The organism is Ruegeria sp. H4 (assembly GCF_056533065.1).
The window spans coordinates 716,160-741,126 of the sequence record NZ_JBQFOC010000002.1 but is presented as its reverse complement, the minus strand read 5'-3'; the positions used below and the strand labels follow the sequence as shown (position 1 = coordinate 741,126).

The following is a 24,967-nucleotide window of genomic DNA, read 5'->3' as shown; positions in this document are numbered from 1 at the left end:
CAGATGGATGCCCGCTCGATCATCGCCAAATTGCGTCGGACCGAGGTGCCATCGGCTGAGGAGCTGAACTGGTTCGCACAAGGCCTCGCCGATCGTGCTGTCAGTGACGCGCAGGCGGGTGCCTTTGCGATGGCCGTCTGCATGGGCGGTCTAGGTGCCCGGGGTCGCGCTGATCTGACTGTTGCAATGCGCGATAGCGGCGATGTGCTCAGCTGGGATGTCGATGGTCCGGTGATCGACAAACACTCAACCGGTGGCGTGGGCGATTGCGTCAGTCTGGTGCTTGCCCCGGCATTGGCAGAGTGCGGGGCCTATGTCCCGATGATTTCGGGGCGCGGTTTGGGCCATACGGGGGGCACGCTGGACAAGTTGGAAGCGATACCTGGCGTCACCACACAGATCGGGCAGGACCGACTGACTCAGATTTTGCAAGACACAGGTGCCGCAATTGTCGGTGCGACGGGGCACATCGCGCCCGCAGATAAACGACTTTATGCCGTCCGTGATGTGACTGCGACGGTAGAAAGCCTTGATCTGATCACCGCTTCGATTCTGTCCAAGAAATTGGCGGCCAGCCCGGTTGCCTTGGTGTTGGACGTCAAGGTTGGCAGCGGCGCGTTTATGAAAACGATTGAAGAGGCGCGCAAGCTGGCCACCGCCCTGACCGAAACTGCCAATGCCGCAGGGTGCCGGACCTCCGCCGTGATTACGGACATGAACCAGCCTTTGGCCCCGTCATTGGGCAATGCGCTTGAAGTGGCTGAAGTGATGAAAGTTCTGACCGGCGATGCCGCTTCGCCTTTGGCCGAGATTTCTGCGGAACTGGGCGGTGTATTGTTGGCGGATGCAGGGATGTGCGAAACCGCCGAGCAAGGTCGCGAAAAGATCGCCGATATCATCCGCGATGGCCGCGCGGCTGAGCGGTTTGGTCGTATGATGGCAGCAGTAGGAGGCCCGGTGCGGTTCGTCGACACATGGTCGCGTTTCCTACCCGAGGCCAGCGTCATCCGCGAAGTTCCGGCACCGAAGGACGGATACATCTCGGCTATTGATGGAGAGGCTTTGGGCCTTGCAGTTGTCGCTCTGGGCGGTGGCCGTCAGGTCGAAAGCGATGTGATCGACCCTGCCGTTGGCCTGTCAAACATCGTGCGTTTGGGCGACAAAGTGACGAAAGGCACCCCGCTTGTCGCCATTCATGCAGCCCGAGAGGATGCAGCCCGGCAAGCTACCGAGCGCGTTCTGACTGCTATTCAGATCGAAGACGCACCGATCGCCCCACCGGATCTTGTGCACGAAAGGATCACTGCATGAGCCGGGCGTTTCTGGTCGTTATGGACTCGGTTGGTATCGGTGGCGCACCCGATGCCGGGCGGTTCTTCAATGGCGACATACCGGATACCGGTGCAAATACGGTGGCGCATATCGCCCAAGCTTGCGCGCAAGGTCTGGTTGAAGACGGGCGAAGCGGGCCGTTGAACGTGCCAAATCTGGATGCGCTGGGATTGGGTGCTGCGGTGCATCTGGCTTCGGGCGATGCAACACCGGGTTTGGACGCGCACCCGATCGGCCTGTGGGGTTGCGCGCGAGAGCTTTCACCGGGCAAGGACACACCCTCAGGCCATTGGGAACTCGCCGGCCTGCCGGTCCCTTGGGATTGGCATTTCTTCCCGGATACGCAACCGGCCTTTCCGTCTGATCTCAGCCGCGCCGCCGCCGAGGCCGCAGGGACCGAGGGTATTCTGGGCAATTGCCATGCCTCAGGCACCGCGATCATTGCGGATCTGGGGGCCGAGCATATGCGGACCGGTTGGCCGATCTGCTACACCTCGGCCGACAGCGTGTTCCAGATCGCCGCGCATGAAGAAAGCTTTGGCATAGACCGTTTGTTGGACATGTGCAAAGCGCTTGCGCCGCGCCTGCATGAAATGAAAGTGGGGCGGGTTATCGCGCGGCCCTTTGTTGGCTCACCTGAAAACGGGTTCAGCCGTACCCCCAATCGCAAGGATTTTGCCATCCTGCCGCCTGCGCCGGTGCTGACCAATTGGGTGCAGGATGCGGGTCGCCGTGTGCACGCGGTTGGCAAAATCGGTGACATCTTTTCGATGCAGGGGATCGATACGCTGTGCAAAGGGTCGGATGCGGACCTGATGGGGCATTTGTCGGATCTGGTGGACGAAGCCGAAGAGGGTAGTCTGACCTTCGCCAATTTTGTCGAGTTCGACAGCCTGTATGGTCACCGCCGAGACATCAGCGGCTATGCACGGGCGCTGGAATGGTTCGACCGCGAGATTGGCACAATCCTGCAAAAGCTGCGCCCGGGTGATCTACTGCTGCTGACTGCGGATCACGGCAATGATCCAAGTTGGATCGGCACAGACCACACTCGGGAACAGGTTCCGGTGCTTGTTGCCGGGGCAGGTGCGGGTCAGATCGGCCAAATCAGTTTCGCTGATGTCGCCGCCAGCATCGCCCATCATCTGAACGTACCGCCGCAAGGGCCGGGAAAGAGCTTTCTATGACTGTCGCTGACCTGCCAAAGATCGAGTTACACCTGCATCACGAAGGTGCCGCCCCGCCGGCCTTTATCCGTCAGTTGGCGCATGAAAAACGCATCGACCTGAGCGGAATTTTCAAACCCGATGGCAGTTATGATTTCCGGGACTTCGCCCATTTCCTAAGCGTTTATGAAGCGGCCTGTGAGGTCCTGAAAACGCCCGAGGATTTTCGCCGCCTGACGCTGGCGATCCTTGAAGAAAGCGCGGCAAATGGGGTGGTGTATTCAGAAACCTTTCTTAGCCCCGATTTCTGCGGCGGTGGAGACGTGCACGCCTGGCGCGACTATCTGACGGCCGTTCAGGACGCAGCAGAAGAGGCCGAGCGCGGCTTTGGCATCACCCTGCGTGGGGTCGTCACATGCGTGCGCCATTTCGGGCCCGAGCAGGCCAAGCGCAGCGCCCATTGCGCAGCGGAAACCGCTGGAGATTGGATCACCGGTTTTGGAATGGGTGGAAACGAATCCGTAGGCACTCAGGGCGATTTCAAATGGGCCTTTGATTGTGCGCGTGAGGCGGGTCTGCGCTTGACCACCCATGCGGGTGAGTTTGGCGGCCCCGAGAGCGTCCGCGATGCGGTGCGGGAACTTGGTGTTGAGCGTATAGGCCATGGTGTGCGCGCCATCGAAGACCCTGATCTGGTTCACGAATTGGTGGATCGGGGTATCACGCTTGAGGTCTGCCCCGGATCGAATGTGGTGCTGGGTCTGTTCCCGGACTTCGCTGCACACCCGATTGCGCGCTTGCGCAATGCAGGTGTGAACGTCACCGTGTCTACAGACGACCCGCCGTTTTTTCACACGACCATGCGGCGCGAATATGAGATGCTGAACGCAGCGTTTGGTTGGGGCGCCGATGATTTCGCCGCCTTGAACGAAACCGCCCTGAACGCCGCGTTTTGCGATGAAGACACCCGCGCGCGGGTCAAGAAAAGACTGGAGACCACATGAGCGATCACCTGACCATCGTCGACCACCCACTGGTGCAACACAAACTGACGCTCATGCGGGACAAGGGCACTTCGACCGCTGAGTTCCGGCAGTTGCTGCGCGAAATCACCCTCTTGCTGGCCTATGAGGTCACGCGCGAGCTAAAGCTGACCACCCGCCATATTGAAACCCCGATGGAGGAGATGGACGCCCCCATTCTCGCCGGAAAGAAGCTGGCGCTGGTCTCGATCCTGCGTGCGGGCAACGGGATGTTGGATGGGGTTCTAGAACTGATCCCATCAGCGCGCGTGGGGTTTGTGGGCCTTTACCGAGATGAAGAGACGTTGAAGCCGGTACAATATTACTTCAAAGCACCTGAAGGCCTGAAGGACCGTCTGGTCATCGCGGTGGACCCGATGCTGGCCACGGGCAACAGCTCAGCTGCTGCAATCGATCTGCTGAAAGAGGCGGGCGCGACCGACATTCTGTTCCTTTGCTTGCTGGCTGCCCCCGAAGGCGTTGCACGCATGAAAGAAGCACATCCCGACGTGCATATCGTGACCGCGGCGCTGGATCGTGAGCTGAATTCCAAGGGCTATATCATGCCTGGACTTGGGGACGCCGGGGACCGGATGTTTGGGACGAAATAGCCCTGCTTATCCGCCGCAGATGTTTTGAAGCTGGACCCAATCACGGTCCGGCAACACCTGTTCCAATGTCCGCCCTGCCATCGGGTCCGCCTCGATCAGCCCCAGCACCGTTTCGCCGGTAATGTCGCGCGCATAAGCGTAGGGGGTCGAGGGCAGGGCGGCCTGTGCGAACATCGCCAACAAATCCTGGTCCGTCACCGAAGGACGCGGTTCGGACAGAACCTGTTCGGTATATGTATCGATAATCTGAGATGTCAGACCTCCGGTCGTCAGAAGACGAAAGGCCGAGGTTGCACCGGTGCGGTCCAACAGATCATCCAGAGGGTCCTGCTGCGCTGAACGGGTACGTTCAGCGATGATATATCCAGCGGCCACGGCAGGATCCTCATGATCTTCGACCAGGGACCGGTTCAGCAGAACGGTGCCGCCCGGCAGGCTCAGGCTGTCCTGAACACCGGCAGGCAGAATGATGATCTGGCGCACTCCGGTTCGTTGGGCCAGACGGTCCAGCGAATCCTGTGCATCGCGTGAGGCACAAGCACGGCCCGAAACGCGTTCGATCCGTTTCAGGATCGTCTCGCCGATCTCCTGCCGTTTGACCTCGGGCACGACCGAGACAACATGGCTTTGCAACGCGCCTGGCAACCAAAGCATCATTACCGCAAGAACGGCCGCAACAACCCCACCAACGCTCAGCCAACGCAACCGCCCAGGATGCGGGCGGGCCCGGTCGATGGCGCGTTGCAGCCGGTCGATGGCTTCAAGCATCGTTTTTTCGCTCTCGGCCAGTTCCAGCGTTTCATCCGGGTCGCCATCAGGGTTGAATATCGCCGGATATGTCCCAGGGTTCTGCCGCTCCAATGCCGCCAATGACCAATGGGTCAAGGCGCGATCATTGAAATCCGAGATCGTCAGCGTCGCCTCTCCGATCGACACGACAACCTCGCGCCGCTGCTCATCGGGCGAAGGGCGCCACAGACCGGTGGCTTCGATCCGCTGGTACTGTTTCAGGGCCGTCATCTTGGTTGGGTCTGCTCGAAATTTGTTTTGCCGCAGCATAACACGCCGCGAAGGCACGGCGCAAACGTGTTGCGCCTGCACGTTCAATTGTGCTGGATGGCGGGGCATGGAACGGGATCGTCAGAAATATGCAGGCAGGGAAAAGAAACGCACCGGTACTGGCCGCTGCCCTCATGCTGGGGGCGATGGCGATCATCGGGGTCATCGACAATGTGGTGATCCTGTTGGCCGACACAATCGGCCTGTGGCAGTTTCACCTAAGCCGCGCTCTTTTGATGCTGCCGCTGATTGCGGGCTTGTCCCTGATCGGGTTTGGCACGCTTAGGCCCAAGCGCTGGGGGCCTGTCATATTGCGCAGCGTCCTGATCACATTTGCCATGTTGTTTTATTTTGGTTCTCTGGCATTGATGCCAATCGCCCAAGCCCTGGCCGGGCTTTTCAGCGCCCCGATATTTGTGCTGCTGATAACGGCGCTGGGATTGAAGCAACCCATCGGACCTTGGCGCATCGGGGCTGTGTCGATCGGTTTTGTCGGTATCCTGTGTGTGCTCCAGCCCAGCCCGACGGATTTTGACGTAAGGACCCTGCTGCCCATTCTGGGTGGGTTGCTTTATGCGCTCAGCTCGATCACCACGCGGCAATTGTGCTCCGAAGAAAGCACCTTGGCATTGCTGGCCAATATGGTGATCACGCTGGGGCTGGCGGGCGCCATCGGCATGGCGTTCTTGACGGCCTTTCCGGTTGCCACACCTGAAGGTGCCGAAGGGTTCGTCACCCGCGGCGCTGTCAGAGAGTTCCAGCCTGCCATCCCATGGTTGTTGGTGCAGGCTATAGGGTCGACTGTTGCCGTGTTCATGCTGATCAAAGCCTATCAGGTGGGCGAGCCGTCCTTTGTAGCGGTGTTTGAATACTCGGTGATGGTGTTCGGTCCGCTGTTTGCCTGGGTCGCATTGGGCCAATCCATCAGCGCGATGCAGGCCGTCGGGATCGGGTTGATTGCCTCGGCAGGGGTTCTGTTAGGCTGGCGATCCAGCCGCATGCAGGCCGAGCAGGGGATCGCATGATCATCTCGACCGGGCGCCGATATGTATTTGTGCATATGCCCAAGACCGGGGGAACCTCTCTTGCGCTGGCATTGGAGCAGCGGGCGATGAAGGACGATATCCAGCTTGGGGATACGCCCAAAGCGATCAAACGCAGACGTCGGGCAAAGTCACTGAACGCTAAGGGGCGATTGTGGAAGCATTCCACCTTGGCCGATATCGACGGGGTTTCGTCGACGCAGGCTATCGAGGGTATGTTTGTCTTCACCTTGGTCCGCAATCCGTGGGATCGGATTGTCAGTTACTATCACTGGCTGCGGACACAGCACTTTGAGCATGCGGATGTGGCTCGCGCGCAAGAGCTGGATTTTGAGGGGTTCGTGTTGCACCCTGCCACACTAAGAACCTTTCAACACAACCCGGCCCGCACGTATGTGACCATGTCCAACGGGATCGAGAAATGTGACGCCTTCATCCGCCTTGAGCATTTCAGGGAGGATTCGAAACACTTGGTCGATCACCTTGGGTTCGAACTGGCTTTGCCGCATCTCAACAGGTCTGAGCGGGACCGCGATTACCGCCAGTATTATGCGGCGAAGACACGAGAAGCGGTGGCACGGGCCTGCGCAGAAGATATTCAGAGATTCGGATATCTGTTCGACGGCCCTGCATAGCTCGAGTTTCCAAATTTGAACCAAAGACAATGGTCAGGATGTTTTTGTGTAAGGAATCCGCGCGGAATTCGCCTTAAATGGCCCAAATTGGGCGCAAATATGTCAGGAATAAGTCACTCCGACATTTTCCGTGCTACCCATGATGCAGTGTTGGTTTGTGCCAAAGGGGGTAGGGCACGTGTTAGAAGTAGTGAGTTTTTCTGAGTTTTCGGATCAGCCTGTTGACGCTGATCACAACAACCTTGATCAGGCCGTAAACGCCCGCCGTGGGGGGCTGTTGCATGGCACCAAGGTTGCGACCACAAGCGGTTGGAAACTGATCGAACGCATCGCTGTAGGCGATTTGGTCCGAACGCTGGACAACGGATTTCGCGAAGTACGCCGGGTTTCGACCTGTTGCGTCGTCATTCCGGCCGATGAAACCCGCGCCGATTATGTGCCGATCTTTGTTCCCGCGCGTGCAGCCTATAACGGTCGGCCTGTCTGGTTGATGCCTGAACAGGGTATGGCCATTGATCTTGCCAAGCTTGATCCGGAGGCGGATGGCGTATCAGTTATTCCCGCACGACTGTTGAATGGCTCCTGCCGGATGTCGTCACAGGTACCGGGGTCATCGTTTCAGGTGACCACGCTGTTCTTTGACACGGATGAGGTGATCTTTATCGAAGGCGGCTTGCAGGCCTATTGCCCAGCAGGGCGTTTCGGCATGGGCGGGGCACGAGAGCAAGCGCCCTATCAGGTCGCTGAAGATGCAGCGGCTGCGGCGCTGATCGCTTCGATTGCCGTCAAAGGAGACGTTTCGGTTCTGGCGAACCCGTTGGGTGCTTTGCCTGCGCCTATCCCGCAGGACCCGATTTTCCCAATCCGCCCGCCTGCAGGGCTGCGGCGCCCGGGGCGCCCGGGTAGACCGAATTCACCGGTTCTGTTCTTGCGGTCCGAATGGCGGATTTAATCCAGCACTAAGCCAGATACAGGCGCGGATGCCCGCGCCTGTATCTTTACTGATTAAGCTGCTTTTGCTTCGGGGTTGAAGCGGGCGTAGAAGGTCTGACCCTTTTCGGCCATTTCACGTAGCAAAGGCGGGCAGGCAAAGCGTTCGCCATAGGCTTTGGTCAGCTGATCGCAACGCTCGGCCGCGTAAGGCGTGCCGATGATGTCCAACCAGCTGAGCGGGCCGCCCGACCATGGCGCAAAGCCCCAGCCTAGGATCGCGCCCACGTCGCCTTCGCGGATGTCTTCCAGAACACCTTCTTCCAGCGCGCGAACCGCTTCCAGAACCTGTGCGAACATCAGACGTTCCTGAACCTCGATCAGATCAGGCTGGTCTTCGGCGTGGGGGTACTTCTCCTGCAGGCCCTTCCAGTATTCGACCCGTTTGCCTTTTTCGTCATAGTCGAAGAAGCCCGCGTTTGCCTTGCGACCCAGACGGCCCTGTTCTTCCATCCAAAAGATCAGATCGTCCGAGGGGCTTTCCGGGTAGGCGTCGCCCATTGCTGCCTTGGTCGCACGTGCGATCTTGGCACCCAGATCAATCGAGGTTTCATCTGTCAATTGGATCGGTCCCACAGGGAAGCCCAACTGACGCGCCGCGTTGTCGATCAGCACGGGGTTCACACCCTCGGCAATCATCCGCACACCTTCGTTGATGTAAGGAATGATGCATCGGTTGGCGTAGAAGAAGCGCGCATCGTTGACCACGATTGGCGTCTTGCGAATCTGACGGACATAGTCCAGCGCCTTGGCCACTGCGCGATCACCGGTTTCCTTGCCCTTGATGATTTCGACCAGGAACATCTTCTCGACCGGCGAGAAGAAGTGAATGCCGATGAACTGCTCGGGCCGGACGGAGGCTTTCGCCAGATCGGTGATCGGTAGGGTCGAGGTGTTCGACGCAAAGATGCAATCCTCGGGGATGATCGCCTCGACCTTCTTGGTCATCTCGGCCTTGACGCCCACGTCTTCGAACACGGCTTCGATGATCAGGTCGCAACCTTTGAGGTTTTCCAGATCCGGGGTCGCGGTGATGCGCGCCAGCATGGCTTCTTTTTTCTCAGCCGTGACCTTGCCGCGCTTCATGCCCTTGTCGAGATAGCTCTCAGTGTAAGCCTTGCCCTTGTCCGCAGCTTCCTGGTCGCGGTCGACCAGCACCACTTCCATACCGGCCTGAGCCGACACCAGCGCGATGCCTGCACCCATCATGCCTGCACCCAGAACGCCGATTTTCTTGACGCGCTGATCTGGCACATCCTTCGGACGTACTGCACCTTTCTCCAGCGCTTCCTTGTTCAGGAACAGCGACCGGATCATGGCCGAGGACGAGGGGTTCATCAGCACATTGGTGAACCAGCGCGCTTCGATCTTCAGGGCGGTATCGAAGTCAACCAACGCACCTTCGTAGATCGAGCTCAGCAGCGCCTTGGCCGCCGGAAATGCGCCTTGAGTTTTGCCATGCACCATGGCGTTTGCGCCGACAAAGGTCATGAAGCCAGCCGGGTGATAAGGCGCGCCTCCAGGCATTTTGTAGCCCTTCGCGTCCCAAGGTTTCACCAGGTCGGCATCCTTGGCGTTCAGAACCCATTCTTTCGCTGCCGCGACTGGGTCGTCCGATACGGCATCGACCAGCTGCGCACCTTTGGCTTTGGCCGGATCCATCATCTTGCCTTCCAGCAGGACAGGGGCCGCCGCCATCGCACCAACCATACGGCTGTAGCGCATGGTGCCGCCGCCGCCGGGGAAGATGCCCAGCAGAATTTCTGGCAGGCCGATCTTGGATTTGGGGTTGGTGGTCATGACGCGGTGGTGACAGGCCAGCGCGATCTCAGTCCCGATCCCGGCACAGGTGCCATTGATGGCACAGGCCACGGGCTTACCGCCTTTTTTGGTTTTGAAGTCCATGCCTGCCAGTTCCAGCTTGCGCAGGATGTGGTGGCCGCCCATGACGAAATCAAACAGGGCCTGTGCCGGTTCGTCCCCGGCTTCCTGACGGATAGTCGCCAGTGTGCTTAGGTCCATGCCACCGGCAAAGGATCCTTCCTTACCGCTGGTGATCACGATGCCTTTGACTTCGTCATCTTCCAGAGCTTGATCAACCAGAGCGCTGACCAGCTGGAACGCCTCACGTGTCATGACGTTCATGGATTTGCCCTGAGCGTCCCAGGTGATGAATGCGACGCCGTCTGCGTCTTTGGTCAGAGTGAAATCAGTCATTGTCATCTCCAATCTGGTCAGCCGTCAGCGGGCTGCCATCTTTGCGGGTAAAGCGAAAGCCGTCGGCATCAAACTTCACCATCATGTCTATGTCGCTGTAATAGCCGGTCTCGGTCGGGGTCCGTGTGCCCACCACCAGAAAGGTCGCGGGCGCATCGGTTTTGTTCACAAGGTGATGGCCGTTGGCCTCACCTGCAGGCCAGGCGGCGCAGTCACCGGGCAGCATCTGGTGTTCGCCATCATCATCGATCAGCACGCATTCGCCGCTGAGCATGATGGCAAACTCATCCTGCTCCATATGGTAATGGCGCAGTGACGAGAGGCCCTGCGGCTCAAGCCGCACGATGTTGACGCCATATTGGGACAGTCCTCCGGCATCCCCGACAGGCTGGACAAAGCGTCCATCGCCTGCCTTTGCCAGCTTGCCGGGATAACCCGAACCACCCCGAAACGGGATTTGAGAAAGGTCCAGCTTGGGCATCAGACCCGCTCGATAATGGTTGCCGCACCCATGCCGGACGCGATGCAGAGCGTAGCCAGACCGGTTTCCTTGTCCTGACGCTCCAGCTCGTCCAGCAGCGTGCCGATGATCATCGCACCGGTTGCGCCCAGCGGGTGACCCATTGCGATCGAGCCGCCGTTGACGTTGACCAGCGCCGGGTCGACATCGAACGCCTGCTGGAAGCGCAGCACGACCGAGGCGAAGGCTTCGTTCACTTCGAACAGGTCCAGATCGCCGATCTTCATGCCGTTGTCGGCAAGGATCTTCTCGGTCACCGGAACTGGGCCCGTCAGCATGATGGTCGGGTCGGTGCCGATCTTCGCGGTCGCCTTGATACGGGCGCGCGGCTTGAGACCGTATTTCTCACCGAATTCCTTGTTGCCGATCAGAACAGCAGCCGAACCGTCCACGATGCCCGAGCTGTTGCCCGCGTGGTGGATGTGGTTGATCCGCTCCAGATGCGGGTATTTCAACATCGCGACTTTGTCGAAGCCGGGCATCTGCTCGCCCATCATCTGGAAGGACGGGTTTAACGCGCCGAGGCTTTGCATGTCGGTACCGGGGCGCATGTATTCGTCACGATCCAGAATGGTCAGGCCGTTCTGGTCTTTGATGGTGATGACCGACTTCTCGAACCGGTTGTCTTCCCAAGCCTCAGCCGCGCGTTTCTGAGACTCAACGGCCAGCGCATCGGCATCGTCGCGGGTGAACCCATACTCGGTTGCGATGATGTCGGCCGAGATGCCCTGCGGTACGAAATAGGTGTCCATTGCCAGCGTCGGGTCTACGGCAATCGCAGCACCGTCACTGCCCATGGCCACGCGGCCCATCATCTCAACACCACCAGCGATATAGGCTTCGCCCGCGCCGCCTTTGACCTGGTTCGCGGCCAGGTTCACGGCTTCCATGCCCGAGGCGCAGAAGCGGTTGATCGCCAGACCGGGGATCGACTGATCGAGGTCAGAGGCCAGAACTGCTGAGCGCGCCAGACAGCCGCCTTGCTCCATCACTTGCGTAACGTTGCCCCAGATCACATCCTCAACGGCGTGGCCTTCGAGGTTGTTGCGTTCCTTGATCGCGTTCAGGGTCAGGGCGGACAGGCGCACCGAGGTTACCTCGTGCAGGCTGCCATCCTTGCGACCCTTGCCGCGCGGTGTGCGCAGGGCGTCATAAATGTAAGCTTCGGTCATGGGTCTTCTCCTTAAGCTCGATCCGACGGGTTGCCGGGCATCAGGTCATAGGGGTGTTTCCAGCCGGGCTGCTCGGACAGGCGAGTTAGCCAGGCATCGATATTGGGCCAGTCGGCACGGTCAAAGCCGAATGGTTCGGGATAGTAGAGGTAGCCGCAGCAGCTGAGATCGGCGTTGGTCACGCCGTCCCCAACAATCCAGTCGCGGCCCTCGAGGTGGGTGTTCAGAACATCGTAGGCCGCCTTCAGACGACCTTGGTTGAAGGCAATCACATCGGCATTGCGGTGTTCTTCGGGGAGGAAGTTGATCAGAAAGCGGGTCATCCCCGCCATTGAGCTGAGCTTGTGATTGTCCCACAGCACCCAACGCAGAATGTCGTAGTTCTCTTCCCGCGTCTTCCCGCCGAACTTGCCGGATTTCTCGGTGACATAAGCCTGAATTGCGCCAGACTGTGAGGTTTTGAAATCACCGTCGATCAGGAAGGGCGCTTCGCCCATTACATTGACGTCCGAGCGGAACTCGGGGCTGCGGGTGACGCCTTTGAAGAAATCGACAAAGACCGGCTCCCACTCAAGGCCAGACATTTCCAGCGCCAAAGCAGCTTTGTACGAATTGCCGCTTTCACCGAAGCAGTGCAGTTTTATGGTCATGCGAGCGCCCCTCCCAAGGCATGTTGCACGTTATTCTGATCCGTTCCCCGAGCAATCCGACGGAGCTTGGGGTCATCTGGTCCTCGGGTCAGAGCCCAAGGACCAGATTGAGATCAGAAGTTCACCGCGTCCAGTGCCATTACAGTGTCGGCGCCGGTCTGGATGCGGGCCAGATGCATGGCGGTCGCGGGCAGGCGGCGGGCCATGTAGAAACGACCGGTGTTGATCTTGGTCTCGTAGAACTCTTTGTCCGAGGCCCCACCGTCCAGCGCATCTTGAGCAGCCTTCGCCATCTGCGCCCACATCAGGCCCAGGCAAACATGACCGAACATGTGCATGAAGTCATAAGACCCAGACAGCGCGTTGTTCGGATTTTTCATGCCCTCCTGCATGAAGTACATGCCAGCGGCCTGCAGATCCTTGGACGCGGCTTTCAGCGGTTCGATGAAGGCTTTGTCATAGGCTTCGTTCTGGCCTGCGTTTTCCTTGCAGAAGGATTTGACCATATCGAAGAACGCCATGACGTGTTTACCGCCATCCTGCGCCAGTTTCCGGCCCACAAGATCCAGCGCTTGAACGCCGTTTGCGCCTTCGTAGATCATCGCGATACGGGCATCGCGGGTATATTGCGACATGCCCCATTCTTCGATGTAGCCATGGCCGCCATAGACCTGCTGCGCCTGAACGGTCATGTCGTAACCTTCGTCCGTCAGGAAGCCCTTGATGACCGGGGTCAGCAGCGAGATCAGCCCGTCCGCATCTTTGTCACCTGAACGGTGCGCCTTGTCGATCATGGTCGCGCCCCACAAGATGAACGCACGCGCGCCCTCAGTGAAGCTTTTCTGATCCATTAGGTTGCGGCGGATGTCGGGGTGAACGATCAGCGGATCGGCGGGGCCGTCCGGGTTCTTCACACCGGTTACGTCGCGGCCCTGAAGGCGGTCTTTGGCGTATTCCACAGCGTTCTGATACGCAGCTTCGGCCTGCGACAAGCCTTGCATGCCCACACCCAGACGCGCTTCGTTCATCATGGTGAACATGGCGCGCATGCCTTTGTGCTCCTCGCCCAGCAGCCAGCCGGTGGCTTCGTCATAGTTCATGACGCAGGTCGAGTTGCCGTGGATGCCCATCTTTTCTTCGATCTTGCCGACCGAAACACCGTTGCGCTCACCCGGAGTGCCGTCTTCGTTCACTATGAATTTCGGCACGATGAACAGCGATACGCCCTTGATCCCCTCGGGGCCACCGGGGATTTTGGCCAAGACCAGATGGATGACGTTATCGGCCATGTCGTGATCGCCCGCCGAGATAAAGATCTTCTGGCCGGAAATCTTGTAGCTGCCGTCGCCCTTAGCTTCCGCCTTGGTGCGCATCAGGCCCAGATCGGTGCCGCAATGCGGTTCGGTCAGGTTCATGGTGCCGGTCCATTCGCAGCTTACCATGTTGGGCAGATAGGTGTTTTTCTGCTCTTCCGACCCATGGGCCAAAATAGCCGAGGCCGCGCCATGGGTCAGGCCTTGATACATCACAAACGCCTGGTTTGCGCCCGAGAACATCTCACCTACTGCGGTGCCGATGACATAAGGCATGTTCTGGCCGCCATACTCTTCCGGCATGTCGAGGCCAGTCCAGCCACCTTCCTTTACTTGCTCGAAGGCGTCTTTGAACCCGGTGGGCGTGTACACAATCCCGTTTTCCAACCGGCATCCTTCGGTGTCACCCACCACGTTCAACGGATGCAAAACATTGGTGGCAACCTTGCCGGCTTCTTCCAGAACGGCGCCGGTAAACTCGGCTTCCAGTTCGTCATAGCCGGGGATATCCGACTGCGAGACTTTCAGAACGTCGTGCAGGATGAACTGCGTGTCTTTGGTTGGCGCGTTGTAAACGGGCATGTGAAGCTCCCTTAATTCAGATGTCCGGGTGATAGGCGGTCGATGTTACTCGGCCGCCTTCTTGTCTTGTTTCATTGAAGAGATGACTTTCTCTCCCCAACGCAATTGTTCTTTCAGATCGTCAATCGCCTGCGTTAGCTCTTCGCGGCGTGATTCCATGTCGGCGAGACGTTCACACGCAATCTCGTAGGTGCGCGACATCTGGGTCAGCTGTTGATCACCCACATGGTACAAATCCAGAAGTTGCCGAATTTCTTCCAGGCTAAAGCCGAACCGCTTCCCACGCAGGATCAGTTTCAGCCGTGCGCGGTCGCGTTTGGTGAACAAGCGTTTCTGACCCTCGCGGATCGGGAACAGCAGTTCTTTGGCTTCGTAGAACCGCAAAGTACGCGGTGTGACATCATAGGTCCCGCACATCTCGCGGATGGTCATAAGATCTTCGGTCATTCGTCATACTCTCGTCACTGGTGTCATGAGACACGAGTTGCGTAGTCGTCGCCTGCTTTACAACATGAGAATGACGTTTACGTAATCCCGACGCTGCGTCACTTCAAAGTTGACGTAACATCCAAACACGTAAAGGCGCTGGATCGCAATTTTATTTCCGTTACGTCAGGCTGGAATCGGATCAATCGGGCCGAAAAAACCGAATGTGATCCTGACATGCGGACCACGTCTTGAGGCGCAACAGATCGATTCAAGGGTGGCGAAATTCAGGAAATGGAATTCGCAGTTTGATCCCGCAACTGCTTAAGCGCATCCATCGCTTCGTCCAGCTGTTTGCGTTGTTGACGCAGTTCATCCATCTGTCGGTCAGCCATTTCAACAAAGGCGGCCATCTGCGCCTGATTGCCTTGATCTTCATAGATCAGCAGCCATTGGCGAATTTCTTCCAGAGGGAAACCAAACTTGCGACCGCGCATGATCAGCGTCATCCGGGCGCATTCGCGAGGGCCGTAAAATCGGGACCGCCCTTCGCGGTCTGGCTGCAGCAGCTCGATATACTCGTAGTAACGCAGGGTGCGCGGCGTCACGTCGAATTCCGCGCACATCTCTTTGAATGACAAACGGTTGTCGGACATTCCTGGTCTCCTCCACGGCAACCTACGTCCTTGCCACGTCAAGCGCAACAGGTGGGCTTGCCCTTTGCAATTTCTACGGATCATAAAGGGGCGTCACGATAGGAAGTTAGCAAATGGTCGACAAGACAGTTCTAGCCCGCCAGTTTATCGAAGCGATCCCCCATGCGCGGGCCATCGGTTTGGAGTTGACCCAGATTGGCGCGGGTGAGGCCGAAATTACCATGCCTTACAATACCGACCTGATTGGAGACCCCAGAACAGGAGTGATTCACGGGGGGGCAATTTCGACCATTTTGGATACTTGTTGCGGTGCTGCGGTCATGAGCCATCCGTCCTCGCCCGGTGGGACAGCAACGATCAATCTGAGGATCGACTACATGCGCGCAGCGACTCCGGGCCAGACGATCACCGCGCGGGCCAGCTGCTATCACATCACTCGCAATGTGGCGTTTGTGCGTGCAACGGCCATGGATGATGATCACGACCGACCTGTAGCAACCGCTTCGGGCTCGTTCACGGTTGAGGGCAAATAACATGGCCAGAACCCGCCCTGAGCCGATGCAGGTGGTCAAGCAACGCCGCGACGGCGCCTTGCGCGCGTTGATCGACGGCGTGCCTTACATCCGCTTCTTGAACATAAGTTTTGATCGCAGGGGCGATGAGCTGACCGGCGTTCTGAACTTCGATGAGAAACTGATTGGAAACCCGTTCCTTCCTGCTATTCACGGCGGTGTAACGGCCGCGTTTCTCGAGGTCACAGCCGTGATCACGCTGAGTTGGGAGTACATGTTTTCCGAAATCGAAAGCGGTGAAATCGATGCTGAGGCCATCGTGACCGACGAAAACATCCGCTTTCCGAAGACTATCGATTTCACCGTCGACTATCTGCGGTCAGGCCTGCCACGGGATGCCTATGCGCGCGCCTTCGTCAATCGGGCCGGTCGACGCTATGCCTCGGTCCGGGTCGAGGCCTGGCAAGACAACCACGCCAAACTGTTTGCGCAAGCGACCGGGCATTTCTTGATGCCGCAGCCAGCCCAGGATAAGGGCTGATCATGACAGATGCCTCGGCGCCCATAACGCATGGGCGGGTGCTGAAAATTGCCATTCCCATTGTGCTGTCCAATGCAACTGTGCCTATTCTGGGTGCGGTAGATACCGGCGTGGTGGGTCAGATGGGCGCTGCCGCTCCGATCGGAGCCGTCGGTATCGGTGCGGTGATCCTGTCTGCGATTTACTGGATTTTCGGGTTCCTGCGGATGGGCACGACCGGCCTTGCCGCACAGGCGCGCGGGGCAGGGGACAGTGAGGAGATGCGCGCGCTGCTGATCCGCGGGCTGATGCTGGGCGGGGCTGCGGGGTTTGTTTTCATATTGGGGCAGGTCGCAATTTTCAGCGGTGCGTTTCTGCTGTCACCAGCCAGTCCCGAGGTCGAAACCCTTGCTCGCACCTATCTTGAGATCCGAATCTGGGGCGCTCCCGCGACGATAGCTCTTTATGCAGTCACAGGCTGGCTGATCGCGGTTGAGCGTACGCGGGGCGTGTTTATTCTGCAAATCTGGATGAACGGGCTCAATATCGTTCTGGATCTGTGGTTCGTCCTGGGGCTGGGCTGGGGTGTCGAAGGTGTGGCGATTGCCACTCTGATCGCGGAATGGACAGGGTTGGCGCTGGGCCTGTGGCTCTGCCGCGATGGATTTCGAGACCGCATCTGGCGGGATTGGCCCCGCATCTTTGATGCCGTGCGTTTGCGCCGGATGTTGCAAGTGAACAGCGATATCATGATCCGATCCATCCTGTTGACCGGGTCTTTTACCACCTTTCTGTTTGTTGGCTCGGATTTGGGGGACGTCAATCTAGCAGCCAATCAAGTGCTTTTGCAATTTCTGGAGATCACCGCCTTTGCATTGGATGGCTTTGCCTTTTCGGCCGAGGCGCTGGTCGGCAGTGCCGTGGGCGCGCGGGATCGGTATCAGGTGCGGCGAGCCTCGGTCATGGCGTCGCAATGGGGCGTTGGGGGCGCTGTTCTGCTGGGTGCGGTATTCTTTCTGGCTGGCCCTGCCCTGATCGACCTGATGTCCACATCACCCGAGGTGCGGCAAGCGGGGCGCGAGTTCCTGTTCTGGGCTGCCGTTGCGCCGGTGATCGGTGTCGCCAGTTGGATGTTCGATGGCATCTATATTGGTGCGACTTGGACACGGGCGATGCGTAACGCGATGCTGCAATCTGTGGCGATCTATGTTGTTGCCCTGTTCATTCTGGTTCCGGCGTTCGGCAATCATGGGCTTTGGGCCGCGCTGATGGTGTTGAACCTTGCACGCGGCGCGACCATGGGCTGGCGCTACCCCCGGCTTGAGGCGCAGGTTGCCTAGAGCAAATCCAGCAGGTTCTCGGGCGGACGACCAAGTGCGGCTTTGCCTTCGGCAATAGCCAGCGGGCGTTCGATCAGGATCGGATGATCTGCCATGGCCTGAATCAAATCCGCATCTGGTGCATCTTTCGACAGGCCCAGTTCCCTGAACAGCCGCTCTCCCGTGCGCATCATCTGAATAGCGGGCACGCCCAGCAATGCCTGCGCCTTGAGCAGCGTGTCTACTGAGGGCGCATCCTCCAGGTATTTCCGAACCTGAACCTCTGCGCCGCGCTCTTCCAACAAGGCCAGACCCATGCGGGATTTCGAACAGCGCGGGTTATGCCAATATTCAATCACAACCAATCCCCTCGTTTGCTGCCCACAGCTTGCGCCACGGTGTCAAACCCGTCTTGAGCCAATAACGTATCCAGACCCTGTGCGATCTCGGCCGCCAAAGACAGGCCGCCATAGACCATGGCTGTGTAAAGCTGCACGGCGGATGCCCCGGCGCAAATCTTGGCATAGGCCTGTTCTGCCGTGCTGACCCCGCCTACGCCAATCAGGGGCAGATTGCCCTCGGTCAGTTGGCTTAGCTTTGCTAGTACACGCGTTGATTTCTCGAATAACGGCGCGCCTGACAGGCCGCCTTGTTCAGACTTATGCGCGCTACGTAACCCTTCACGGGACAGCGTGGTATTGGTGGCGATAACCGCATCCACGCCCGTCTCGACAGCCACGTCTGCAATGTCTTGCAACTCGGATTCCGTCAGATCTGGTGCGATCTTCAGGAAGATAGGCAGCGGCTGGGGCAGCGCGTCGCGCGTTTCGATCACGCCGCCCAGCAACGCGCCAAGCGCTGCTTTCCCTTGCAGGTCCCGCAGCTTTTCAGTGTTGGGGGAGGATACATTTACGGTGGCAAAATCCAGATGTGCGGCACAATGGGCGAGTACTTTGGCAAAGTCACCGGGCCGGTCGTCGCTGTCTTTGTTTGCCCCCAGATTCAGGCCAATCACCGCATCCGCGGGGCGGGCGGCGAGCCGCTGGGCCATAACCTCCATGCCTTCATTGTTGAAGCCAAAGCGATTGATGGCGGCACTATCCTCGGTTAGCCGAAAGAGACGTGGCTTAGGGTTCCCAGGTTGCGGGCGTGGGGTCACTGCGCCCACTTCGATAAATCCAAACCCGGCGCGCGACAGCGGGGTCAGGACCTCTCCGTTCTTGTCAAACCCAGCGGCCAGACCAACGGGGTTGGGCAGGCGCAAGCCGGCGATTTCCGTCTCCAGCCGCGCAGACGTCACCGGCCCCGGCATCGGGGCCAGCCCGGCCTTTAGCGCTTTGATCGACAGGCTATGCGCCGTTTCGGGATCAAATCGATGCAGCGCGGCAAGGCCCAGTTTTTCGGTCAGTTTCATCCGAACGCAGCCCCACCTTTGGCCGCACCACATCGGATCAGGCGCGAGGTTTCAAAGGCGGCCTGGCGATGCACCACGGCCTTTTGATAGATCGGGTCGGTCACCATTTCCAGAAACGCATGGGCCGAGGGGTAGCGGGCGATGAACACTTCATCCCATGCCTCGTCCTGAGGTCCGATCAAGGTGGCCTGAAACGCCCCACGCCACAGGATTGACGCACCCAGTCTGGCGATAATCGGGGCCGTCTCAGCCCCGTAGTTGCGATAGGCTTGCGCCCCGGTCAGACCAGCAGCGGCCAGTTCATGATCCGCTGGGTAAGCAGCGGTGGGGCGAAACTTGACAAGGTTCAACATCTCAATCGGCTCATTCCGATCCAGCGCTTTGAAAGCGTCGAACTGTTCGCGCTGGGGATCGATGTAGGCGGTCATGCCATCTCCTCAGGGAATAGATGGGTTTGGCCATCAAAGGGCAGGGGCCGCGACCAGAGCACATCACTCATCCTGATCTGGCGGTAGAGGTGCGGAAACAGCGCCCCACCGCGCGAGACCTCCCACTTCAGGTCATCCCCCATCGCATCCCCGTCGCACGCCAGCAAGGTAAGACCGTCGATAGCGGCAAAATGCTTGGCCGCTGTTTCGGCAGCCTGCTCTGCCGTCGAGAAATGCACAAATCCATCCGCCACATCGATTGGTGCACCGTCCGAGGCGCCCTCGGCCTGTAACTGAGCCCATTCATCGGCCCGAAATATTTTGTAAATCAGCATGCCTCGGGTGATGCCCCGCTCGGAACGGGGAATCAAGTCAGATTTGCCCCTTTGACTCTTCGTCGCCATCAGCGCACGATCTGGTCAAACAACGATAGGGAGTATTCGTATGTTGACCCGTTTCATGGCCTCCGTTGCCGTACTGGGGCTGACCGCTGGGATTGCGGCTGCCGACTATAAACTGACGATTTTACACACAAACGATATCCACAGCCGTATTGAGTCGATCAACAAATACGATTCGACCTGTGACGCGGAAGGTGAAGCCGAAGGCAAGTGTTTTGGCGGCGTTGCACGACTGAAGACTATTCTGGATGCAAAGCGCGCAGACATGGCGGATGAGAATGTTTTGGTTCTGGACGCAGGCGATCCGTTCCAAGGCTCGCTGTTCTACACCACCTATAAAGGTGCGGCAGAGGCCGAGTTCATGGAGGCGATCGGTTATGACGTGATGGCCGTCGGCAACCACGAGTTTGACGACGGTCCCGAAGGCCTTGCTGCGTTCATTGATGCGGTCAGCTTCCCTGTGATTTCGGGTAACCTGGATTTGTCGACATCGGCTGAACTCAAGGACAAGGTGGAAAACCATGTGGTTCTTGAGGTTGGCGGCCAGAAGATCGGTATCATTTCCGCGCTGGCAACCGACACGGTCGACACCTCGAGCCCCGGCAAGGATGTGGTATTCCAGGATGAGATCGAAAGCCTAAAGGCCGATGTTGCCGCGCTGCAGGATGAGGGTGTCAACATCATCATCGCGCTGAACCACGTGGGTCTGGCCAAAGACCTAGAGATTGCCGCGCAGGTGCCGGGCCTGGATCTGGTGGTTGGCGGTCACTCGCACACATTGTTGTCCAACACGAACGAAGACGCGGCTGGCCCCTACCCGATGATGGTGGGCGATGTCCCGGTCGTACAAGCCTATGCCTATTCGAAATATCTGGGTGAGGTCACGCTGACTTTTGACGATGACGGCAACCTAATCTCGGCAGAGGGTGAACCCATCCTGCTGGACGCATCTGTTACGCCGGATGCAGACATTGCCGCGCGCGTCGCCGAAATGGGTGCCCCGATCGAAGAGATGAAGCAACGCGTGGTTGCTGAAACCGGCGCAGCCGTTGAAGGTTCGCGCGATATCTGCCGCATACAGGAATGTGAGATGGGCAATCTGGTTGCCGACGCAATGCTGGCCCGTGTCGCTGATCAAGGCGCTCAGATCGCCATCGCAAACTCGGGCGGCCTGCGCGCTTCGATTGACGAAGGTGAGGTCACCATGGGTGAGGTTCTGACGGTTCTACCGTTCCAGAACACCCTTTCGACCTTTGAAATCAGCGGTCAGGGCGTGATTGATGCATTGGAAAACGGCGTCAGCCAGGTGGAAGAGGTCAAAGGCCGCTTCCCTCAGGTTGCCGGGCTGAGTTTCACCTGGGACCCATCGGTTGCCCCGAACGAAGGCCGCATCACCGAAGTGATGGTGGCAGAGGGTGACGGGTTCGTGCCGATTGATCCCGCAGCGACTTATCTGGTCGTGACCAACAACTACGTGCGTAACGGTGGTGACGGGTACAAGATGTTCGAAGGTGACGACAAGAACGCCTATGATTTTGGCCCTGATCTGGCGGATGTGACGGCCGAATACCTGGCTGAAAACGCGCCCTACCAACCGTATGTAGACGGGCGTATCAAGCAGAAATAACGCCCTGCAAAAGATTAAGAAGCCGCATCATAGTGATGCGGCTTTTATTGTTTCTGTTCAAGCTTGCAGGGTGTAGTTTGGGATTACTGCGGCAATTGTCTCGACAGGCTTTCCTTCCGAAGCTTGGGCAAGTAAACCGCTGGGATGGTGTTGAAATACTCAGACTTACCGCAGCTATACGCCCATGGTTTCGACACCGTGATCGATGTCCGTAGCCCGGCTGAATTTGCAGAGGATCACCTGCCCGGCGCGATCAACCTGCCGGTTCTGGACAATGCCGAACGCGCCCGAGTCGGAACGATCTACAAACAGCAAAGCCCGTTTCTGGCCCGCAAGCTTGGGGCGGCTTTGGTGTTTCGAAATGCGGCCAATCACATTGAACACAGCCTCAGCCATCATGAAGGGAATTGGCGACCGCTGGTCTATTGCTGGCGTGGGGGACAGCGATCCGGGTCGTTTGCGTGGACACTGCAGCAGATCGGCTGGCGGGCCGAGGTCATTGAGGGCGGGTATCGAACCTATCGGCGTTTGGTGAACGCCTATTTATATGAGCAACCATTGCCCTTTCGACTGTTTGCGCTGGATGGCTATACCGGAACGGCCAAAACCGAGTTGCTGCACCATTTGCAACGGCGTGGCGTACAGGTCGTTGATCTGGAGAGATTGGCCAATCACCGGGGTTCGCTGCTGGGTGAGATGCCTGGGGGACAGCCCAGCCAGAAAGCGTTCGAGTCAGCGCTTTCCGCAGCTTTCTGCGCGTTTGATCCGGCACGTCCGGTTATGGTTGAGGCGGAATCCTCGAAAATCGGTGAGCGGATCCTGCCACCCAGCCTGTGGACGGCGATGTGTGCGGCCCCGCGCATTCAGATCGTTGCTCCGGTCGCGGCACGGGCGGCGTATTTGATGCAGGCTTATGATGATATTCTTTCCGACAGCGCGCGTTTGCGCGATCGCTTGGCCCCGTTGCGGGTTCACCGTGGGCATGAGGTCGTGGATGCGTGGCTGGCATTGATCGATGCGGGCGACAAGCGCGCGTTGACCCGAGCGTTGATCGAACAGCACTATGACCCGGCCTATGCCAAGTCGCGCCGTGCTCACCCTGTAGACCCCGTTTCCAGGGTCGAGGTGCAAAAGCTGGACAGCAGCGGCCTGAGTCACGCGGCGGCAGAGATAGAAACCACGCTGGATCAGCTTTGAAGGCGCAGCCCCGGTGTGTCGGTCAGATGGCCGATCCTAGCCGCCGGATAGCCCGCTGTACTCAGTGCGTTCAACATGGCGTCTGCGTCGTCCGCAGCGACCGCAGCCAATAATCCGCCTGCAGTTTGAGGATCAAACAGCAGGGCGGCTTTGCCATCCGAGGGAAGCTCGGGTGCGATAGATCGGTTGTCAGAAAACAGTGTGGAGTGAACGCCGAAATTGCTCAGTTCAAGGGCTCCAAGCATAACCGGAACCGTGTCCAAATCCAAAATCGCGCCACAGTTTGAGGCGTCGCATATGCCTTTCAAATGCCCGGCAAGCCCGAACCCTGTGACATCCGTCATCGCCTGTGCCCGCGACAAAATCTTAGCCGCCTGACCTTGTGGCTGGGTCATCAGCTTGTAAGCTTTTGCGACATCCGCTCCATTCGCCTGCCCCGCCATTTCAGCCGCCATTAAAACGCCGCTGCCGATGGGTTTGGTCAGGATCAACACATCGCCGGGCCGCCCGTCGGCCAATGTGATCGGCAGTTCGGGGCACAAACCGGTGATGGTAAAGCCAAGGGTCATCTCATCACCCATCGAGCTATGTCCGCCCACGATCTCGGCTCCGGCGTCCTGCATGATCTCATTGGCTGTGGTCATAATCTCGGACAGGGTGCGTTCCTGCAACATGGCGGACATGCGCGGCAAAATGATGGTCGCGGTCGCGGCCTGGGGTTGGGCCCCCATGGCCCAGATATCACCAAGCGCATGTATGGCGGTGATGCGCGTCATCATAACGGAATCAGAAGTCAGGCTGCGCAGATGATCTGTGGTCATGACCTGTTGCGCGTTGCCCGTCATCAAAAGGGCGGCATCGTCGCCCGGCAAGGATGTCACATCGGGCCGGATGGGTTTTGGCAGCGCGTGCAATGCACGTTGCAAAGCGCCCCTGCCAACCTTGGCCCCACAGCCACCGCACATGGGTTTATCGCCTAATACCTCGGATAGTCCCGCCGCATGATCGCGCGGCAGGGCCGGAGTTTGCATCGTGGGAAGGTCGCGGAACTTATTCATAAATATCTGGTCGATGTGGTTTTTCCATCGCCACATCAATGTACCGCTGAACGAAGTGCCCAGCCGTTCCCCCAGCGCGGATTTTCCGCCCAGCGAGATCAGTTTCAAGTAATCCTTCTGCGGCACATAGCGCCTAACTTTCCCGGCCCCCAGCGCTGCCCTCAGGTTGTTGAACAGAACCGGAGCTTCACGCACCGCGTAAACGCCCGCCTTGGGTCGCGGGTTATCGCTCAGGTGGGCGCAGTCACCAGCGGCAAAAACAGCTGGATCGCTGGATTGAAGATGGGCATTCACCCGGATGAACCCGTCCTGCAAATCTAGCCCGGTTCGGGTGATCCAGTCATAGGGGCGGGCCCCCGCGGCGCCGGTGACAAAGTCAGCCTCGATCTGGCGGCCATCCTGCAATGTCACATGATCCGCAGCGATTTCCTTGATCGCGATCTCTTCGAGTACCTCGACACCAAGATCATCCATCGCCTTGCGGATCGTAGCGGCGGCTTTAGGTCCGATCGCAGACAGGGCTATCGCATTGTCGATCAGCGTAACCCGTGCAGGTCGTTGCCGGGCTTTCAATGCGTGAGCCATGGCCATTGCCAGTTCAACCCCCGCGACGCCACCACCGATCACAGCCACGGCTGCGGGGCCTGACTTGTCCAGATACGCGGCCCATCGGCTGGCGAAAGGACCAAGGGGTTTGGCGGGTACGGCGTGTTCGGCAAAGCCGGGTATGCCGGGCATATCTGACGTGATCCCGACATTGACCGAGGCGACATCGAACGCAACGGGTAACCGACCGGGCATATGGATCAGTCGCTGATCGGTGTCGATTGCGTCGACCGAACCCAGAACAATCCGCGCATCCGCAAAACGCGCCAGTTTCACCAGATCAATGTCCAGTTCAGACCGCTCGTAGTGCCCGGCAACATAGCCCGGTAACATTCCGGAATAGGGCGCTGTCGGGCCGGGGTTGATCACCGTCACGCGCGCACCGGGCAGTGGGTTCATCCCCCATTTGCGCAGCAGCAGCGCATGTGTGTGCCCACCGCCAATGAGAACCAGATCACGGGTCAGGGGCAGCGGAGGATTTTGCATAAGGC

25 protein-coding genes are annotated in these 24,967 nt (G+C 58.7%); 12 read left to right on the top strand and 13 right to left on the bottom strand.

The features are described from left to right. The first annotated feature begins 3 nt into the window (after positions 1-3). From ACR0KG_RS15195 to upp, 4 genes are read left to right on the top strand one after another with little or no spacing between them, the layout of a single operon-like run. Positions 4-1,311 carry a thymidine phosphorylase gene (locus ACR0KG_RS15195; RefSeq protein ID WP_480827739.1) on the top strand — a complete coding sequence of 436 codons (1,308 nt, stop codon included), beginning with the start codon at positions 4-6 and terminating at the stop codon, positions 1,309-1,311. Further along, positions 1,308-2,519, top strand: coding sequence for a phosphopentomutase (locus ACR0KG_RS15190; RefSeq protein ID WP_480827738.1), 1,212 nt, complete (start codon positions 1,308-1,310; stop codon positions 2,517-2,519). Before ACR0KG_RS15195 ends, ACR0KG_RS15190 begins: the two co-directional genes overlap by 4 nt. Continuing rightward, positions 2,516-3,502: an adenosine deaminase gene (locus ACR0KG_RS15185; protein WP_480827737.1), complete on the top strand. Its 987-nt coding sequence runs from the start codon at positions 2,516-2,518 to the stop codon at positions 3,500-3,502. Before ACR0KG_RS15190 ends, ACR0KG_RS15185 begins: the two co-directional genes overlap by 4 nt. Further along, positions 3,499-4,131, top strand: a complete 633-nt coding sequence (upp, locus tag ACR0KG_RS15180; protein ID WP_480827736.1) for a uracil phosphoribosyltransferase — start codon at positions 3,499-3,501, stop codon at positions 4,129-4,131. Before ACR0KG_RS15185 ends, upp begins: the two co-directional genes overlap by 4 nt. A 6-nt stretch (positions 4,132-4,137) precedes the next feature. On the opposite strand, the gene ACR0KG_RS15175 is transcribed toward upp, so the two are convergent. Beyond that, positions 4,138-5,151: a hypothetical protein gene (locus ACR0KG_RS15175; RefSeq protein ID WP_480827735.1), complete on the bottom strand. Its 1,014-nt coding sequence runs from the start codon at positions 5,149-5,151 to the stop codon at positions 4,138-4,140. Between the two features lie 128 nt (positions 5,152-5,279). Here ACR0KG_RS15175 and ACR0KG_RS15170 point away from each other — a divergent pair, with 128 nt between their 5' ends. From ACR0KG_RS15170 to ACR0KG_RS15160, 3 genes are all read left to right on the top strand, one after another. Next, entirely contained in the window at positions 5,280-6,215 is a 936-nt protein-coding gene (locus ACR0KG_RS15170; protein WP_480827734.1) for a DMT family transporter, read from the top strand. Continuing rightward, entirely contained in the window at positions 6,212-6,868 is a 657-nt protein-coding gene (locus tag ACR0KG_RS15165; RefSeq protein ID WP_480827732.1) for a sulfotransferase family 2 domain-containing protein, read from the top strand. The genes ACR0KG_RS15170 and ACR0KG_RS15165 overlap by 4 nt, the downstream gene beginning before the upstream one ends. A 178-nt stretch (positions 6,869-7,046) precedes the next feature. After that, positions 7,047-7,820: a Hint domain-containing protein gene (locus tag ACR0KG_RS15160; RefSeq protein WP_480827731.1), complete on the top strand. Its 774-nt coding sequence runs from the start codon at positions 7,047-7,049 to the stop codon at positions 7,818-7,820. 53 nt (positions 7,821-7,873) lie between these two features. On the opposite strand, the gene ACR0KG_RS15155 is transcribed toward ACR0KG_RS15160, so the two are convergent. From ACR0KG_RS15155 to ACR0KG_RS15125, 7 genes are all read right to left on the bottom strand, one after another. Then, positions 7,874-10,075, bottom strand: a complete 2,202-nt coding sequence (locus tag ACR0KG_RS15155; protein WP_480827730.1) for a 3-hydroxyacyl-CoA dehydrogenase NAD-binding domain-containing protein — start codon at positions 10,073-10,075, stop codon at positions 7,874-7,876. Then, on the bottom strand, positions 10,068-10,556 hold the full coding sequence (locus ACR0KG_RS15150) for a cupin domain-containing protein (protein WP_480827729.1): 489 nt from the start codon (positions 10,554-10,556) through the stop codon (positions 10,068-10,070). The genes ACR0KG_RS15155 and ACR0KG_RS15150 overlap by 8 nt, the downstream gene beginning before the upstream one ends. Beyond that, entirely contained in the window at positions 10,556-11,767 is a 1,212-nt protein-coding gene (locus ACR0KG_RS15145; protein ID WP_480827728.1) for an acetyl-CoA C-acetyltransferase, read from the bottom strand. The genes ACR0KG_RS15150 and ACR0KG_RS15145 overlap by 1 nt, the downstream gene beginning before the upstream one ends. A gap of 11 nt (positions 11,768-11,778) precedes the next feature. Further along, positions 11,779-12,417, bottom strand: a complete 639-nt coding sequence (locus tag ACR0KG_RS15140; RefSeq protein ID WP_480547541.1) for a glutathione S-transferase family protein — start codon at positions 12,415-12,417, stop codon at positions 11,779-11,781. Positions 12,418-12,530: 113 nt separating this feature from the next. Next, a complete protein-coding gene (locus ACR0KG_RS15135) occupies positions 12,531-14,312 on the bottom strand; it encodes an acyl-CoA dehydrogenase C-terminal domain-containing protein (RefSeq protein ID WP_480547543.1) in 1,782 nt (593 codons plus the stop codon). A gap of 45 nt (positions 14,313-14,357) precedes the next feature. Further along, entirely contained in the window at positions 14,358-14,759 is a 402-nt protein-coding gene (locus ACR0KG_RS15130; protein ID WP_170532003.1) for a MerR family transcriptional regulator, read from the bottom strand. Positions 14,760-15,025: 266 nt separating this feature from the next. Then, positions 15,026-15,394 carry a MerR family transcriptional regulator gene (locus tag ACR0KG_RS15125; RefSeq protein ID WP_170532005.1) on the bottom strand — a complete coding sequence of 123 codons (369 nt, stop codon included), beginning with the start codon at positions 15,392-15,394 and terminating at the stop codon, positions 15,026-15,028. 113 nt (positions 15,395-15,507) lie between these two features. Here ACR0KG_RS15125 and ACR0KG_RS15120 point away from each other — a divergent pair, with 113 nt between their 5' ends. From ACR0KG_RS15120 to ACR0KG_RS15110, 3 genes are read left to right on the top strand one after another with little or no spacing between them, the layout of a single operon-like run. After that, positions 15,508-15,927: a PaaI family thioesterase gene (locus ACR0KG_RS15120; protein WP_480540552.1), complete on the top strand. Its 420-nt coding sequence runs from the start codon at positions 15,508-15,510 to the stop codon at positions 15,925-15,927. 1 nt (position 15,928) lies between these two features. Then, the gene (locus ACR0KG_RS15115) at positions 15,929-16,447 is read left to right on the top strand and encodes a PaaI family thioesterase (RefSeq protein ID WP_480547547.1); all 519 of its coding nucleotides are present in this window, start codon (positions 15,929-15,931) and stop codon (positions 16,445-16,447) included. A 2-nt stretch (positions 16,448-16,449) separates the two neighbouring features. After that, the gene (locus ACR0KG_RS15110) at positions 16,450-17,766 is read left to right on the top strand and encodes an MATE family efflux transporter (RefSeq protein WP_480547549.1); all 1,317 of its coding nucleotides are present in this window, start codon (positions 16,450-16,452) and stop codon (positions 17,764-17,766) included. On the opposite strand, the gene arsC is transcribed toward ACR0KG_RS15110, so the two are convergent. Genes arsC through ACR0KG_RS15090 form a run of 4 tightly spaced genes read right to left on the bottom strand, consistent with a single transcriptional unit; the run spans position 17,763 to position 19,922 of the window. Then, complete coding sequence (arsC, locus tag ACR0KG_RS15105; RefSeq protein WP_480547551.1) at positions 17,763-18,104, bottom strand: arsenate reductase (glutaredoxin); 342 nt, start codon at positions 18,102-18,104, stop codon at positions 17,763-17,765. The two genes, ACR0KG_RS15110 and arsC, sit on opposite strands and share 4 nt — an antisense overlap. After that, a complete protein-coding gene (locus tag ACR0KG_RS15100) occupies positions 18,101-19,159 on the bottom strand; it encodes a quinone-dependent dihydroorotate dehydrogenase (RefSeq protein ID WP_480547553.1) in 1,059 nt (352 codons plus the stop codon). Before ACR0KG_RS15100 ends, arsC begins: the two co-directional genes overlap by 4 nt. Beyond that, positions 19,156-19,587 (bottom strand): DUF1330 domain-containing protein, encoded by a 432-nt coding sequence (locus ACR0KG_RS15095; protein WP_480827727.1) that lies wholly within the window; start codon positions 19,585-19,587, stop codon positions 19,156-19,158. Before ACR0KG_RS15095 ends, ACR0KG_RS15100 begins: the two co-directional genes overlap by 4 nt. Continuing rightward, on the bottom strand, positions 19,584-19,922 hold the full coding sequence (locus tag ACR0KG_RS15090; protein WP_480547557.1) for a DUF952 domain-containing protein: 339 nt from the start codon (positions 19,920-19,922) through the stop codon (positions 19,584-19,586). The genes ACR0KG_RS15095 and ACR0KG_RS15090 overlap by 4 nt, the downstream gene beginning before the upstream one ends. A 109-nt stretch (positions 19,923-20,031) precedes the next feature. Here ACR0KG_RS15090 and ACR0KG_RS15085 point away from each other — a divergent pair, with 109 nt between their 5' ends. Together ACR0KG_RS15085 and mnmH are read left to right on the top strand one after the other, a co-directional pair. Next, complete coding sequence (locus ACR0KG_RS15085; protein WP_480827726.1) at positions 20,032-21,615, top strand: bifunctional metallophosphatase/5'-nucleotidase; 1,584 nt, start codon at positions 20,032-20,034, stop codon at positions 21,613-21,615. Between the two features lie 144 nt (positions 21,616-21,759). Then, a complete protein-coding gene (gene mnmH, locus ACR0KG_RS15080; protein ID WP_480827725.1) occupies positions 21,760-22,812 on the top strand; it encodes a tRNA 2-selenouridine(34) synthase MnmH in 1,053 nt (350 codons plus the stop codon). Here the strand turns inward: mnmH and selD are convergent. Further along, the gene (selD, locus tag ACR0KG_RS15075; RefSeq protein ID WP_480827724.1) at positions 22,803-24,962 is read right to left on the bottom strand and encodes a selenide, water dikinase SelD; all 2,160 of its coding nucleotides are present in this window, start codon (positions 24,960-24,962) and stop codon (positions 22,803-22,805) included. The two genes, mnmH and selD, sit on opposite strands and share 10 nt — an antisense overlap. Between the last annotated feature and the right edge of the window lie 5 nt (positions 24,963-24,967).

Coding starts and splice junctions, on each gene's coding strand:
- ACR0KG_RS15150 (WP_480827729.1), bottom strand. CDS start 10,556: ATGCCCAAGCTGGACCTTTCTCAAATCCCGTTTCGGGGTGGTTCGGGT.
- mnmH (WP_480827725.1), top strand. CDS start 21,760: ATGGTGTTGAAATACTCAGACTTACCGCAGCTATACGCCCATGGTTTC.
- ACR0KG_RS15185 (WP_480827737.1), top strand. CDS start 2,516: ATGACTGTCGCTGACCTGCCAAAGATCGAGTTACACCTGCATCACGAA.
- ACR0KG_RS15170 (WP_480827734.1), top strand. CDS start 5,280: ATGCAGGCAGGGAAAAGAAACGCACCGGTACTGGCCGCTGCCCTCATG.
- ACR0KG_RS15140 (WP_480547541.1), bottom strand. CDS start 12,417: ATGACCATAAAACTGCACTGCTTCGGTGAAAGCGGCAATTCGTACAAA.
- ACR0KG_RS15190 (WP_480827738.1), top strand. CDS start 1,308: ATGAGCCGGGCGTTTCTGGTCGTTATGGACTCGGTTGGTATCGGTGGC.
- ACR0KG_RS15125 (WP_170532005.1), bottom strand. CDS start 15,394: ATGTCCGACAACCGTTTGTCATTCAAAGAGATGTGCGCGGAATTCGAC.
- ACR0KG_RS15100 (WP_480547553.1), bottom strand. CDS start 19,159: ATGAAACTGACCGAAAAACTGGGCCTTGCCGCGCTGCATCGATTTGAT.
- upp (WP_480827736.1), top strand. CDS start 3,499: ATGAGCGATCACCTGACCATCGTCGACCACCCACTGGTGCAACACAAA.
- ACR0KG_RS15090 (WP_480547557.1), bottom strand. CDS start 19,922: ATGCTGATTTACAAAATATTTCGGGCCGATGAATGGGCTCAGTTACAG.
- selD (WP_480827724.1), bottom strand. CDS start 24,962: ATGCAAAATCCTCCGCTGCCCCTGACCCGTGATCTGGTTCTCATTGGC.
- ACR0KG_RS15155 (WP_480827730.1), bottom strand. CDS start 10,075: ATGACTGATTTCACTCTGACCAAAGACGCAGACGGCGTCGCATTCATC.
- ACR0KG_RS15145 (WP_480827728.1), bottom strand. CDS start 11,767: ATGACCGAAGCTTACATTTATGACGCCCTGCGCACACCGCGCGGCAAG.
- ACR0KG_RS15165 (WP_480827732.1), top strand. CDS start 6,212: ATGATCATCTCGACCGGGCGCCGATATGTATTTGTGCATATGCCCAAG.
- ACR0KG_RS15110 (WP_480547549.1), top strand. CDS start 16,450: ATGACAGATGCCTCGGCGCCCATAACGCATGGGCGGGTGCTGAAAATT.
- ACR0KG_RS15095 (WP_480827727.1), bottom strand. CDS start 19,587: ATGACCGCCTACATCGATCCCCAGCGCGAACAGTTCGACGCTTTCAAA.
- ACR0KG_RS15135 (WP_480547543.1), bottom strand. CDS start 14,312: ATGCCCGTTTACAACGCGCCAACCAAAGACACGCAGTTCATCCTGCAC.
- ACR0KG_RS15130 (WP_170532003.1), bottom strand. CDS start 14,759: ATGACCGAAGATCTTATGACCATCCGCGAGATGTGCGGGACCTATGAT.
- ACR0KG_RS15120 (WP_480540552.1), top strand. CDS start 15,508: ATGGTCGACAAGACAGTTCTAGCCCGCCAGTTTATCGAAGCGATCCCC.
- ACR0KG_RS15195 (WP_480827739.1), top strand. CDS start 4: ATGGATGCCCGCTCGATCATCGCCAAATTGCGTCGGACCGAGGTGCCA.
- ACR0KG_RS15085 (WP_480827726.1), top strand. CDS start 20,032: ATGTTGACCCGTTTCATGGCCTCCGTTGCCGTACTGGGGCTGACCGCT.
- ACR0KG_RS15175 (WP_480827735.1), bottom strand. CDS start 5,151: ATGACGGCCCTGAAACAGTACCAGCGGATCGAAGCCACCGGTCTGTGG.
- ACR0KG_RS15115 (WP_480547547.1), top strand. CDS start 15,929: ATGGCCAGAACCCGCCCTGAGCCGATGCAGGTGGTCAAGCAACGCCGC.